Source organism: Streptomyces sp. NPDC058751 (genome assembly GCF_042746485.1).
Lineage (GTDB): Bacteria > Actinomycetota > Actinomycetes > Streptomycetales > Streptomycetaceae > Streptomyces.
Genome location: NZ_JBHYPZ010000021.1, coordinates 77,735 through 91,574 on the forward strand (window position 1 = coordinate 77,735; position 13,840 = coordinate 91,574).

At 71.3% G+C, this 13,840-nt stretch carries 12 protein-coding genes; all 12 read left to right on the top strand.

Features of this window, described 5'->3' with window-relative positions:
• Positions 1-2 precede the first annotated feature (2 nt).
• The 12 genes from thrC to glyA all read left to right on the top strand — a co-directional run bounded on the left by thrC (position 3) and on the right by glyA (position 13,780).
• Complete coding sequence (gene thrC / locus ACFW6B_RS20560; RefSeq protein WP_386597887.1) at positions 3-1,061, top strand: threonine synthase; 1,059 nt, start codon at positions 3-5, stop codon at positions 1,059-1,061.
• Positions 1,062-1,737: 676 nt separating this feature from the next.
• Positions 1,738-2,667 (top strand): homoserine kinase, encoded by a 930-nt coding sequence (gene thrB / locus ACFW6B_RS20565; RefSeq protein WP_386597888.1) that lies wholly within the window; start codon positions 1,738-1,740, stop codon positions 2,665-2,667.
• A gap of 388 nt (positions 2,668-3,055) precedes the next feature.
• Positions 3,056-5,092, top strand: coding sequence for a transcription termination factor Rho (gene rho / locus ACFW6B_RS20570; RefSeq protein WP_386597889.1), 2,037 nt, complete (start codon positions 3,056-3,058; stop codon positions 5,090-5,092).
• 177 nt (positions 5,093-5,269) lie between these two features.
• Entirely contained in the window at positions 5,270-7,057 is a 1,788-nt protein-coding gene (locus tag ACFW6B_RS20575) for a trypsin-like serine protease (protein WP_386597890.1), read from the top strand.
• 211 nt (positions 7,058-7,268) lie between these two features.
• Positions 7,269-8,405 carry an LCP family protein gene (locus ACFW6B_RS20580; RefSeq protein WP_386597891.1) on the top strand — a complete coding sequence of 379 codons (1,137 nt, stop codon included), beginning with the start codon at positions 7,269-7,271 and terminating at the stop codon, positions 8,403-8,405.
• A 223-nt stretch (positions 8,406-8,628) separates the two neighbouring features.
• Positions 8,629-8,850 (top strand): 50S ribosomal protein L31, encoded by a 222-nt coding sequence (rpmE, locus tag ACFW6B_RS20585; protein WP_386597892.1) that lies wholly within the window; start codon positions 8,629-8,631, stop codon positions 8,848-8,850.
• Between the two features lie 168 nt (positions 8,851-9,018).
• A complete protein-coding gene (gene prfA, locus ACFW6B_RS20590) occupies positions 9,019-10,095 on the top strand; it encodes a peptide chain release factor 1 (RefSeq protein ID WP_386597893.1) in 1,077 nt (358 codons plus the stop codon).
• 33 nt (positions 10,096-10,128) lie between these two features.
• Positions 10,129-10,974: a peptide chain release factor N(5)-glutamine methyltransferase gene (gene prmC, locus ACFW6B_RS20595; RefSeq protein WP_386597894.1), complete on the top strand. Its 846-nt coding sequence runs from the start codon at positions 10,129-10,131 to the stop codon at positions 10,972-10,974.
• Complete coding sequence (locus ACFW6B_RS20600) at positions 10,971-11,123, top strand: hypothetical protein (protein ID WP_386597895.1); 153 nt, start codon at positions 10,971-10,973, stop codon at positions 11,121-11,123. The genes prmC and ACFW6B_RS20600 overlap by 4 nt, the downstream gene beginning before the upstream one ends.
• Positions 11,124-11,771: an L-threonylcarbamoyladenylate synthase gene (locus tag ACFW6B_RS20605; protein WP_386597896.1), complete on the top strand. Its 648-nt coding sequence runs from the start codon at positions 11,124-11,126 to the stop codon at positions 11,769-11,771.
• A 52-nt stretch (positions 11,772-11,823) separates the two neighbouring features.
• Positions 11,824-12,471, top strand: a complete 648-nt coding sequence (locus tag ACFW6B_RS20610) for a protein-tyrosine-phosphatase (RefSeq protein ID WP_386597897.1) — start codon at positions 11,824-11,826, stop codon at positions 12,469-12,471.
• A gap of 70 nt (positions 12,472-12,541) precedes the next feature.
• Complete coding sequence (gene glyA, locus ACFW6B_RS20615; protein WP_386597898.1) at positions 12,542-13,780, top strand: serine hydroxymethyltransferase; 1,239 nt, start codon at positions 12,542-12,544, stop codon at positions 13,778-13,780.
• Positions 13,781-13,840: the final 60 nt, after the last annotated feature.

Sequence of the window (13,840 nt, forward strand, 5' to 3'; positions counted from 1 at the left end):
CAATGACCCACCAGTGGCGCGGAATCATCGAGGAGTACCGGGACCGGCTTCCGGTGTCCGACAGCACGCCGGTCGTGTCGCTCCGCGAGGGCGGTACGCCTCTCGTGCCCGCGCAGGTGCTCTCCGAGCGCACGGGCTGCGACGTCCACCTCAAGGTGGAGGGCGCCAACCCGACCGGTTCCTTCAAGGACCGCGGCATGACCATGGCCATCACGCGGGCGAAGGAGGAGGGCGCGAAGGCCGTCATCTGCGCCTCCACCGGCAACACGTCGGCGAGCGCCGCCGCCTACGCCGTACGCGCCGGGATGGTCTGCGCCGTCCTCGTGCCGCAGGGCAAGATCGCGCTCGGCAAGATGGGCCAGGCCCTCGTGCACGGCGCCAAGATCCTCCAGGTCGACGGCAACTTCGACGACTGCCTGACGCTGGCGCGCTCGCTGTCCGACAACTACCCGGTGGCGCTGGTCAATTCGGTCAACCCGGTGCGCATCGAGGGCCAGAAGACCGCGGCCTTCGAGATCGTGGACATGCTCGGCGACGCGCCCGACATCCACGTCCTTCCGGTGGGCAACGCGGGCAACATCACCGCGTACTGGAAGGGGTACACGGAGTACGCCGCCGACGGCGTGGCCGGGAAGACCCCGCGCATGTGGGGGTTCCAGGCGTCCGGCTCCGCGCCCATCGTGCGCGGCGAGGTCGTCAAGGACCCGTCGACCATCGCCACCGCGATCCGGATCGGCAACCCGGCCTCGTGGCAGTTCGCGCTGGCCGCGCGGGACGAGTCGGGCGGTCTCATCGACGAGGTGACGGACCGTGAGATCCTGCGCGCCTACCGGCTGCTGGCGTCGCAGGAGGGCGTCTTCGTCGAGCCCGCGTCCGCCGCGTCCGTCGCCGGTCTGCTGAAGGCGGCCGAGCAGGGCAAGGTCGACCCGGGCCAGCGCATCGTCTGCACCGTCACCGGAAACGGTCTCAAGGACCCCGACTGGGCCGTCGCGGGCGCTCCGCAGCCGGTCACGGTCCCGGTGGACGCCGCGACGGCGGCGGAGCGGCTCGGTCTGGCGTAGGCCGGGCGGTCCGGTTCGGGCAGGGGTCGGTTCGGTTCGGGCCGGGTCGGTTCAGGCCAGGTCAGGATCGGGCAGGGCCCGGATCGGGTCAGGCCCGGCTCCGGTCGGGTCCGGTCCGGACCCGGCGCGGGTTCAGGCCAGGTCCGGGTCGGGTCCGGCCCGGGTCCGGTGCGGGACTTCGGCTCGAAGCCGTACCCGATCCGGTCGGAGCCGCGACCGGTCCGGTGCGGCGGGGCAGACCCGGATTGGCGTGAAGTCAGGCTTTTCCGGCGGGAATCCATCGGTGGCGGACATGCCGGGGGTGACTCGCCGGGCCGGGCCGGCCTCCCCCGTCCGGACCCGGCGGGAGCGTCCGGAGGGGAGGAACTCGCCACCGACGGGCGGGAAACCGTCGGAAAACCGACGGAAACCGGCCGTTCTCGAGGGTCATCCCCACGCCGACCCGACAGGGGGTGCACGAGGGGCTTACGACACGCATCGTGCGCCTCCTGTGCGCCCTATGTCGCCACAGAACCTTCCTTCGATAGGCTGTACCGAACCCGCCCGCCGCATATGCCGCGGCGTCGCGCGGTCTTCGCGGACTCCGGGTCCCGTACCCGTCCGTCGCGGTCCGTCCCGAAGTCCCCGTCCATTCGACATCTCGTACGTCACGCAGCTCAAGGAGAGTCATCGAGCGATGGCCGGTCCAGCGTTTCGCGCCGCCGCCGTCCGGGTGCGCGTCCCCGCCACCAGTGCCAACCTCGGCCCGGGTTTCGACGCCTTCGGCCTGTCACTGGGGCTCTACGACGACGTGGTCGTCCGGGTGGCCGACTCAGGACTGCACATCGACATCGCGGGTGAGGGCAGCGAGACGCTGCCCCGCGACGAGAGGCATCTCCTCGTACGCTCCCTGCGCACCGCCTTCGACCTGCTCGGCGGACAGCCGCGCGGTCTTGAGATCGTCTGCGCCAACCGCATCCCGCACGGCCGGGGCCTCGGCTCCTCGTCGGCCGCCATCTGCGCCGGCATCGTCGCCGCCCGCGCGGTGACGATAGGCGGGGAAAGCAGGCTCGACGACACCGCGCTCCTGGAGCTCGCGACCGAGATCGAGGGACACCCCGACAACGTCGCGGCCTGCCTGCTCGGCGGATTCACCCTCTCCTGGATGGAGTCCGGTGCCGCCCGGGCCATCAGGATGGACCCCGCGGACTCCATCGTTCCGGTGGTCTTCGTCCCCGGGAAGCCCGTGCTCACCGAGACCGCGCGCGGTCTGCTGCCGCGCACCGTCCCGCACGTCGACGCCGCCGCCAACGCGGGCCGCGCCGCACTGCTCGTCGAGGCGCTGACCCGGCGCCCCGGGCTGCTGCTGCCCGCCACCGAGGACCGGCTGCACCAGGAGTACCGCGCCCCGGCGATGCCGGAGAGCGCCGCGCTCGTGGACCGTCTGCGCGCCGACGGAATCCCGGCTGTCATCTCCGGCGCGGGACCCACGGTCCTCGCGCTCGCGGACCGCGCGTCGGCCGACAAGGTGGCCGATCTCGCAGGTCAGGGCTGGGCCGCCAACCGTCTGGACCTCGACGCCCAGGGGGCGTGCGTGTTGCCCCTCGCACCTGTCGAGGTCGATTGACGACGCACGATTGCCGGATTTGGAGAGGGGGAATGTTTGTTGGATCCGGTAGTGTTAACCTCAAGTCTGCACCCGACCCCACCATGGCGAGGTGCTTCGCGTCCCTGTCCGGGACACCCATTCTTCCGGGAGCCTCCCAAACTGCTACGTGCCTTGCATTGGGTGCCATGCGCTGAGCAGTGCTGAGCACGCTCCGGAACCGGCGTGACCGAGCCGATGACACCGAACCTCAGTGCCACGGCTCCGGAACCGTCATCACCAGCAATGTCTTCCGCCGCTTTGGCGGACCACCGCCCCGGCACGGTCCACACAGCAAGGGCCAATGCCGGACAGCACAACCGGTCGCCGAGCCAGACAGGCCGACGTCCGCTCCAGGGAAGGACCCTTCGTGAGCGACACCACCGATCTGATGGGCGCGCGTGTCGAGGAGACCGCTGCCGCGCCCGCCACGGACGCCTCCGCGCCTGCCACCGGTGCCGGCTCCAGGCGACGCCGCGGTACCGGCCTCGAGGGCATGGTGCTGGCCGAGCTGCAGCAGGTCGCATCCGGCCTCGGGATCAGGGGCACCGCGCGCATGCGCAAGAGCCAGCTGATCGAGGTCATCAAGGAGGCCCAGGCCGGAGGGGGCGCTCCGGCCAAGGCCGCGTCCGACGCCGCCGAGACCAAGCCGAAGCGCCGGACCACCTCGAAGGCCCGTACGGGCGAGGCGGCCGCGGCCCCGGCAGCGGACAAGGCCGAGAAGGTCGCCGAGAAGGCCGTGGCCCAGCAGCAGATCGACATCCCCGGCCAGCCGGCCGGCGGTCCCTCCCGCACGAGCGAGGCCGACCGCGGGGCAGAGGCCGAGCGTGGGGCGGACGAGGCCCCCGCCGAGCGCCGCCGTCGCCGCGCCACCGCCGAGGCGGGCAGCCCCGAGACGGTCACCGCCGAGGCGAAGACCGAGACGCAGGGCGACACCGAGGGCGCCGAGGGCCGCCGTGAGCGCCGTGACCGCCGTGACCGCGACCGGGGCGGCCGTGACCGCGACCGTCGTCCGGCCAAGGGCGACGAGCAGCAGGGCGGCCAGGGCGCCGGCCAGCAGCGTCCGGACCGTCAGGAGCGCCAGGACCGCCCGGACCGTCAGCAGCAGGGCGGCGGCCGTCAGGACCGCCAGCAGCCGCGCGACAACGGACCGCAGGACGACGACGACTTCGAGGGCGGCCGTCGCGGCCGTCGCGGCCGTTACCGGGACCGCCGTGGTCGTCGTGGACGCGACGAGATCGCCGAGCCGCAGGTCGCCGACGACGACGTGCTGATCCCCGTCGCGGGCATCCTCGACATCCTCGACAACTACGCGTTCATCCGCACCTCGGGCTACCTGCCGGGCCCCAACGACGTGTACGTCTCCCTCGCCCAGGTCCGCAAGAACGGTCTGCGCAAGGGCGACCACGTCACCGGCGCGGTCCGCCAGCCCAAGGACGGCGAGCGCCGCGAGAAGTTCAACGCGCTCGTGCGCCTGGACTCGACCAACGGCATGGCCCCCGACTCCGGTCGCGGCCGCCCCGAGTTCAACAAGCTCACGCCGCTCTACCCGCAGGACCGGCTCCGCCTGGAGACCGACCCGGGTGTGCTGACGACCCGCATCATCGACCTCGTCGCGCCCATCGGAAAGGGTCAGCGCGGTCTGATCGTGGCCCCGCCGAAGACCGGCAAGACCATGATCATGCAGGCGATCGCCAACGCGATCACGCACAACAACCCCGAGTGCCACCTGATGGTCGTCCTGGTCGACGAGCGTCCGGAAGAGGTCACCGACATGCAGCGGTCGGTCAAGGGCGAGGTCATCTCCTCGACCTTCGACCGTCCGGCCGAGGACCACACCACGGTCGCCGAGCTCGCCATCGAGCGCGCCAAGCGCCTGGTGGAGCTGGGCCACGACGTCGTCGTGCTGCTCGACTCGATCACGCGTCTGGGCCGTGCGTACAACCTCGCCGCCCCGGCCTCCGGCCGCATCCTGTCCGGTGGTGTCGACTCGACCGCGCTGTACCCGCCGAAGCGCTTCTTCGGTGCCGCGCGCAACATCGAGGACGGCGGCTCGCTGACCATCCTGGCCACCGCGCTCGTCGACACCGGCTCGCGCATGGACGAGGTCATCTTCGAGGAGTTCAAGGGCACCGGCAACGCCGAGCTCAAGCTCGACCGCAAGCTCGCCGACAAGCGCATCTTCCCCGCGGTGGACGTCGACGCGTCCGGTACCCGCAAGGAGGAGATCCTGCTCGGCAGCGACGAGCTCGCCATCACCTGGAAGCTGCGCCGCGTGCTGCACGCGCTCGACCAGCAGCAGGCGATCGAGCTGCTCCTCGACAAGATGAAGCAGACGAAGTCGAACGCCGAGTTCCTGCTCCAGATCCAGAAGACCACGCCGTCGCCGGGCAACGGCAACGACTGACGTCTTCACGAGCGAGGCCCGGACGACCGGAGTTCGCAGAGCAGAACAGCAAAGGGCCGCCCCCGTCACCCAGGTGACGGGGGCGGCCCTTTGCGCCGTCCGGGACACGTGTACGATCTCGCCCTTGAACTACTGCTGAAGCAGATCTGAACTCTTAATCTCTGAGGGGGGACTTGAGTGGATACGTCCACGTCCGGGGGCGGTAGGCACCGGCGCCGCATACGGATCGCCGTACCGGTCGCCGCGGCCGGCATCGCCGCCGCCGTCGCCGGAGCGCTCCTGGTGTCGTCCGCGAACGCCGCGCCCAGCCCGACGCTGCCCACGCCCACCGTGCGGCCCACCCACGCGACGCCGTCCCTGGCCGAGCTGGAGAAGCGCGTCGCGGGTGCCGTCGCCGGTGACGACATCGCGGGCCGGACGACCCAGAAGACGTCGCTGAGCGCCGGTACGAACACGGCGAAGGTCGACCCGAAGATCATCGGCGGCACCACGACCACCATCTCCACGGCCCCGTGGATGGCGCAGCTCTGGTACTACGACGAGGCCAACGGCATCGGCTTCTTCTGCGGTGGCTCCGTCGTGTCGCCGACGAAGATCCTCACCGCCGCGCACTGCGTCAAGGGCTACGACTGGAGCGCCAACGGCGCCGTCGTCACCGGCACCGCCCAGCTGGCGAGCGGCAGCACGCTGCCGTCGGGGGCCACGGTCACCGCTCCCCTGCGGCAGTGGAACCACCCGTCGTACAGCTCGACGACCATCGACAACGACATCGCGGTCATCACGCTGGCGAGCCCGGTCAAGGCCACGCCGATCCGTATGACGACGTCCGGCGACACCGCGTCGTACGCGTCCGGCACCCAGGCGAAGGTCTACGGCTGGGGCCGCACCTCGTCCACCTCGGACGACATCTCCCCGGCGCTGAAGACGGCCACGCTGCCGATCAACTCGGACACCACGTGCGGCAACACCTACGGCAGTGACTTCGTCAAGGGCCACATGGTGTGCGCGGGAACCAAGGCGACCGGCTCCGACGCCGGCACCACCACGGCCTGCAACGGCGACTCCGGCGGCCCGCTGGTCGTGAACGGCCGCATCGTCGGCGTGGTGTCCTGGGGCGTCGAGGACTGCGTCGCGCAGGGCGCGTACAGCGTCTTCTCGAAGGTCAGCACCTACGTCGGCGCCGCCTACCCGCGCGTCGAGGACACCAACCTGAACGGCGACCACAAGGCCGACCTGTGGGTCCGCAACGCGTCGACCAAGACGGGTTACGAGAAGGACTCCAACGGCACCTCGTTCGGCGCCCGTCAGTCGTGGGGTTCGTGGGCCGGCGTGAACGTCGTGCTCCAGACCGACCTCAACCGTGACGGCTACCAGGACTTCGTGGTCCGCGAGAGCGCCAGCGGCGACGTCTACTGGATGCACTGGCTGCCGTCGGTCGGGGACTGGGCCAACGACAAGATCTTCAGCGGCTGGGGAACCCGCCAGCGGATCATCGCCCCCGGCGACCTCAACACCGACGGCCTGCCCGACATCCTCTCCGTCGACTCCGCCGGAGTGATGTGGGAGTACCCGGGCAAGGGCAACGGCACCTTCTCGGCGCGGGTCCAGGTCAGCACCGGCTGGAGCCAGTACAACTCGGTGCGCGCGCACGGCGACTTCACCGGCGACGGCAAGGCCGACCTGATCGCGCGCAGCAAGACCGGCTCGTACGTCTACCTGTACAAGGGCACGGGCAAGACCGGCAGCGGAGCCTTCTCCACCCGCATCAAGGTGCGCACGTGGGCCGACTACAACGCCTTCGACGCCCCCGGTGACGTGACCGGCGACGGCAAGGCCGACTTCCTGGCCCGCACCCCCGGCGGCACGCTCTACCTCTACAAGGGGACCGGAAAGGCCACCAGCGAGATCTTCGCCACGAGGATCTCGGTCGGTACGGACTTCAAGCAGTACGACATCTTCGGCTGACACGGCAGGCGAGCGGGTCCTTCCCGCTCGGGCCGAACACACAGGGTGTCCACCGCGTCGCGCGGTGGGCACCCTGTGCCGTGCAACCCTTCGCCGGGTTTACCCGTCTGACCGTACGGAGTGACCATGGAGCGGTACGCCTCGTCACGACCACAGGGCTTGGCCCTGAAAGCAGGGGGTAACCGACCGCGAAGAGGAAGCCGAGGAACGCATGCCCGCCGAGAGCACGCCGGAGCCCGCGATACCGGGTGACCCCGGTGACAGCACTCCGCCCCGCCCCGGGGGCGGCCGCAGCAAGGCCCGCAGCAGGCGCAGCAAGGCCCTGCTCGTCACGGCCTGGACCGCGGCGGGCGTCGTGGCGCTCGGCGGTGCCGGGGCCGGCTACCTGTTCTTCAAGCTCAACGGCAACCTGAAGAGCGTCGACATCGACCACGCGCTCGGCAGCGACCGGCCCCTCAAGGTCGACAACGGTTCGCAGAACATCCTGGTCCTCGGCTCCGACACCCGCTCCGGCACCAACAGGAAGCTGGGCGGGGGCACCGACGACGGCAGCGCCCGCTCCGACACGGCGATGGTCGTCCACGTCCACAAGGGCCACAAGAGGGCCAGCGTGGTCTCCATCCCCCGGGACACCCTCGTCGAGCGGCCCTCCTGCACCGACTCCGGGGGAACCGTCCACCGCGCGGTCTCCGGCGCGATGTTCAACTCCGCCTACTCCACCGGCGGCGCCGCCTGCGCGGTGAAGACCGTCGAGTCCATGACCGGCATCCGCATGGACCACTACATCGAGATCGACTTCAGCGGCTTCCGAAAGCTCGTCGACGACCTCGGCGGCGTCACGGTCACCACGACCAGGGCCATCTCCGACCGGGAGAGCCATCTGAACCTGCCGGCCGGGTCCCACGAGCTCGACGGCAAGCAGGCGCTCGGCCTGGTCCGTACCCGGCACGGCGTCGGCGACGGTTCCGACCTCGGCCGCATCCAGCTCCAGCAGGCGTTCATGAAGGCCATGGTCGACAAGGTCAAGGACATCGGGCTCCTGTCCAACCCGAAAAGGCTGTACGACCTCGCCGACACCGCCACCAAGACGGTGACCACCGACTCAGGCCTCGGCAGCGTCACCGACCTCGCCTCCTTCGCGAGCGGCCTCAAGGGCATCGGCTCGTCCCACATGACCATGGTGACGATGCCGGTCCAGTACGACCCGGCCGACGCCAACCGCGTCCTGGTCGACAAGACCAAGGCCGAGCTGGTGTGGAAGGCGCTGAAGGCCGACCAGCCGGTCCCCGAGGCGGCCACCGAGGGAACCGCCACCGGCGCCGCGAAGGGCGTCGTCACCCCCGGCTGAGCCCCGGCGTGCGTGCGCGCGGGGCGGCGCCGGCCCGCGCGCGGACCCCGGACGGCCCGCGCGCAGGCTTCGGTCGGCCGTGCGCGGACCTCGGGGAATAGACCGCCGCGTCCCCCCGTTTTGGGGGATACGGCCAGTGCTGGCAAACTGGTACGTCGGCCCCGGTTCACGCATCCGCATCCCGCGGCGGCGACCCGGTGCCCTCCCGAAACTAGGAGACACCTTGAAGCGCGACATCCACCCCGAGTACGTCGAGACGCAGGTCAGCTGCACCTGTGGCGCGTCGTTCACCACCCGCAGCACGATCTCCAGCGGCACCATCCGCGCCGAGGTCTGCTCCGAGTGCCACCCGTTCTACACGGGCAAGCAGAAGATCCTCGACACCGGTGGCCGTGTGGCCCGCTTCGAGGCCCGCTTCGGCAAGGCTGCCGCTTCCAGCAAGTAGCGAGCCCACAGCGCCGGTCTTCGGAGTCCCCCGTACGGGGACGCCGGGACCGGCGCTTTGCGGTCCAGCCCCCTCCCCGGGCTCTCGACGCGTTCGAGCAGGGGAACCCATGCCGTACCTACGCCCCCGCGCCCGCACGGAGCTGGGGACAGTCCATTGGAGCCGGAGATGTTCGAGGCGGTCGAGGAACTGATCGGCGAGCACGCCGATCTGGAGAAGAAGCTCGCTGACCCGTCGGTCCACGCCGACCAGGCCAACGCGCGCAAGCTCAACAAGCGCTACGCCGAGCTGACCCCGATCGTCGCGACGTACCGCTCCTGGAAGCAGACCGGGGACGACATCGGCACGGCCAAGGAGCTCGCCGCCGACGACCCCGACTTCGCCGCAGAGGTCAAGGACCTGGAGAAGCAGCGCGAGGAGCTCACCGACAAGCTCCGCCTGCTGCTCGTCCCGCGCGACCCGAGCGACGACAAGGACGTCATCCTGGAGATCAAGGCGGGCGCCGGCGGCGACGAGTCCGCCCTGTTCGCCGGTGACCTGCTGCGCATGTACCTGCGCTACGCCGAGCGCATCGGCTGGAAGACCGAGATCATCGACTCCACCGAGTCCGAGCTCGGCGGCTACAAGGACGTCCAGGTCGCCGTGAAGACCAAGGGCGGCCAGGGCGCCACCGAGCCCGGCCAGGGCGTCTGGGCCCGCCTGAAGTACGAGGGCGGCGTGCACCGCGTGCAGCGCGTGCCCTCCACCGAGTCCCAGGGCCGCATCCACACCTCCGCCGCCGGTGTCCTCGTCACGCCCGAGGCCGAGGAGGTCGACGTCGAGATCCACGCGAACGACCTCCGCATCGACGTCTACCGCTCCTCGGGTCCCGGCGGCCAGTCCGTGAACACGACCGACTCCGCCGTGCGCATCACGCACATTCCCACCGGAGTCGTCGCCTCCTGCCAGAACGAGAAGAGCCAGCTGCAGAACAAGGAGCAGGCGATGCGTATCCTGCGCTCCAGGCTCCTCGCGGCCGCGCAGGAGGAGGCGGAGCGGGAGGCCGCCGACGCCCGCCGCAGCCAGGTCCGCACGGTCGACCGCTCCGAGAAGATCCGTACGTACAACTTCCCGGAGAACCGCATCTCGGACCACCGCGTCGGCTTCAAGGCGTACAACTTGGACCAGGTCCTCGACGGTGAGCTCGACGCCGTCATCCAGGCCTGCGTCGACGCGGACTCGGCAGCCAAGCTCGCCGCCGCATAACCCACGACAACAGCTCAGCCCCGGAGGACCAGCGTGAACCTGCTGCTCGCGGAAGTGGCCCAGGCCACCCAGCGGCTGGCCGACGCCGGCGTGCCCTCGCCGCGCAACGACGCGGAGGAGCTCGCCGCCTTCGTGCACGGCGTGAAGCGGGGCGAGCTGCACACCGTCAAGGACGCGGACTTCGACGCCCGCTACTGGGAGGTGACCGCGCGCCGCGAGGCCCGCGAACCGCTCCAGCACATCACCGGGCACGCCTACTTCCGCTACCTCGAACTCCAGGTGGGGCCCGGCGTCTTCGTCCCCCGCCCGGAGACCGAGTCGGTCGTCGGCTGGGCCATAGACGCCGTCCGCGCGATGGACGTCGTCGAACCGCTGATCGTCGACCTGTGCACCGGCTCGGGCGCCATCGCGCTCGCCCTCGCCCAGGAGGTCCCGCGCTCCCGCGTGCACGCCGTGGAGCTGTCCGAGGACGCCCTGCGGTGGACGCGCAAGAACGTCGAGGGGTCCAGGGTCGACCTGCGCCAGGGAGACGCCCTCACGTCGTTCCCCGACCTCGACGGCCAGGTCGACCTGGTGATCTCCAACCCTCCGTACATCCCGCTCACCGAATGGGAGTACGTGGCTCCGGAGGCCCGGGACTACGACCCCGAGCTCGCCCTGTTCTCCGGCGAGGACGGACTCGACCTCATCCGGGGCATCGAGCGCACCGCGCACCGGCTGCTGCGCCCCGGCGGCGTCGTCGTCATCGAGCACGCCGACACCCAGGGCGGACAGGTGCCCTGGATCTTCACCGAGGAGCGGGGCTGGGCCGACGCGGCCGACCACCCGGACCTCAACAAACGGCCGCGGTTCGCGACCGCCCGCAAGGCGATGCCGTGAGCACGGCCCACGAGGCCGCGGCGCACGAGGCCGCGGCGCACGGCGGCGCCGCCGCGCGTCGGCGCACCGCGTCCGCCCGCCGTGTCACGCTCGACCGCATCGCGTTGCGCACCCCCAGCCAGCAGTACGTGTACGAGGAGGCCCGCTAAATGGCACGGCGATACGACACCAACGACGCGACCGACCGCGCGACAGGTCTGCGTGAGGCGGCGTCCGCCGTCCGCCGTGGCGAGCTGGTGGTCCTCCCCACCGACACCGTCTACGGCATCGGCGCCGACGCGTTCACCTCGGAGGCCGTCGCCGACCTGCTCGACGCCAAGGGCCGGGGCCGCAACATGCCCACCCCCGTCCTCATCGGCTCCCCGAACACCCTGCACGGCCTCGTCACGGACTTCTCCGAGATGGCCTGGGAGCTCGTCGACGCGTTCTGGCCGGGCGCCCTGACCCTCGTCGCCAGGCACCAGCCCTCGCTCCAGTGGGACCTGGGGGACACCCGGGGCACGGTGGCGATCCGCATGCCGCTGCACCCCGTCGCCATCGAGCTCCTCACGGAGGTCGGCCCGATGGCCGTCTCCTCCGCCAACCTCACCGGCCACCCCGCGCCGGAGGACTGCGACGCCGCCCAGGGCATGCTCGGCGACTCCGTCTCCGTCTACCTGGACGGCGGTCCGACCCCGGGCATCGTGCCCTCCTCGATCGTCGACGTCACCGGCAAGGTGCCCGTCCTGCTGCGCGCGGGAGCCCTGTCGGCGGAGGAGCTCCGGAAGGTCGTACCCGACCTCGAGGTGGCGAATTGACAGCCCCCCAGTCCCCCGGGCTCCCGGCTCGGCCGGAGCAGGGAGCAGCCCCATGCGTGGCATAGGCCCGGGGATCACCGGGGCCGGCGGATCCCCGAGCGGGTCCTTCCGCATCCTCCACGTCAGCACCGGCAACGTGTGCCGCTCGCCCATCACCGAGCGGCTGACCCGGCACGCCCTGGCGGACCGGCTCGGCGACCCGCTGTGGGGCGGTCTCATCGTGGAGAGCGCCGGCACGTGGGGCCACGAGGGCGCGCCCATGGAGGCCAACGCCGCCACCGTCCTGACCGACCTCGGCGCGGACCCCTCGGGCTTCGTGGGCCGCGAACTCCTCGACGACCACGTCATCCGCGCCGACCTGGTCCTGACGGCCACCCGTGACCACCGCGCCCAGGTCATCTCCATGGGCCACTCCGCCGGCCTGCGCACCTTCACGCTGAAGGAGTTCACCCGGCTGGTGCGCGCCATAGACACCGCGACCCTGCCGCCCCTCCAGGACGGCGTGGTCGAGCGGGCCGTGGCCCTGGTGCGGGCCGCCGCCGCGCTGCGCGGCTGGCTGCTGGCCCCGACCGCGGAGGCGGACGAGGTGCACGACCCGTACGGGGCGCCCCTGCCGTTCTTCCGGTCCATCGGGGACGAGATCAACGAGGCGCTGGACCCGGTCGTCACCGCTCTGACGGGGGTACCCGCGCGGACCTGACACCGGGCGGGCCAACGGCACCGGTCCTACATTGGACGTAAGCGTCCCCCGCAGATGTCCGGAGTCCACCATGCCGGTCGCCACCGTGCCCGAGACGGATGTCCTGAGCCGCCAGGATCCCGAGCTCGCCGAGATCCTGCTCGGTGAGCGGGACCGGCAGTCGACCACGCTGCAACTCGTCGCGGCCGAGAACTTCACCTCGCCGGCCGTGCTGGCCGCGCTCGGCTCGCCGCTGGCGAACAAGTACGCGGAGGGCTATCCCGGCGCCCGCCACCACGGCGGCTGCGAGATCGTCGACGCCGCCGAGCGGATCGCCGTCGACCGCGCCAAGGCCCTCTTCGGCGCCGATCACGCCAACGTGCAGCCCCACTCCGGGAGTTCGGCCGTCCTGGCCGCGTACGCCGCCCTGCTGCGCCCCGGTGACACCGTCCTGGCGATGGGCCTGCCCTTCGGCGGTCATCTCACCCACGGGTCGCCCGCGAACTTCTCCGGCCGCTGGTTCGACTTCGTCGGCTACGGCGTCGAGGCGGAGTCGGGACTGATCGACTACGAGCAGGTGCGCACCCTGGCCCGCGCCCGTCGTCCCAAGGCCGTCGTCTGCGGGTCGATCTCGTATCCCCGGCACATCGACTACGCGCTGTTCCGGGAGATCGCCGACGAGGTCGGCGCCTGCCTCATCGCGGACGCCGCCCACCCCATCGGGCTCGTCGCGGGGGGAGCGGCGCCGAACCCGGTGCCGTACGCGGACGTCGTGTGCGCCACCACGCACAAGGTGCTCCGGGGGCCGCGCGGCGGCATGCTGCTGTGCGGCGCGGAACTGGCCGAGCGGGTGGACCGGGCCGTCTTCCCGTTCACCCAGGGCGGCGCGCAGATGAACACCATCGCGGCCAAGGCCGTCGCGTTCGGCGAGGCGGCGACCCCGGCCTTCACGGCGTACGCCCACCAGGTGATCGCCAACGCGCGGGTGCTGGCGGCGGGACTGGAGGCGGAGGGGCTGGCGGTCACCACGGGCGGCACCGACACGCACCTGCTGGTGGCGGATCCGGCGCCGCTGGGTGTCGACGGGCGCACCGCGCGGGGCCGGCTGGCGGCCGCCGGTATGGTCCTCGACACCTGTGCTCTGCCTCACGGCGACACCCGCGGTCTGCGGCTCGGCACCGCGGCGCTGACCACCCAGGGGATGGGGGAGCCGGAGATGGCACGGGTCGCGGCCCTGTTCTCCGGGGTGCTGCGGGACGAGGTCGACAGCCGGACGGCACGGGACGAAGTGCGGGAACTGACCGGAAGATTTCCGCCCCATCCGGACTGAGCGGGGGTACGCGTACCGAGCCGCACAGCCACACGTGCAACCATCGTCGCTACCCGAAAG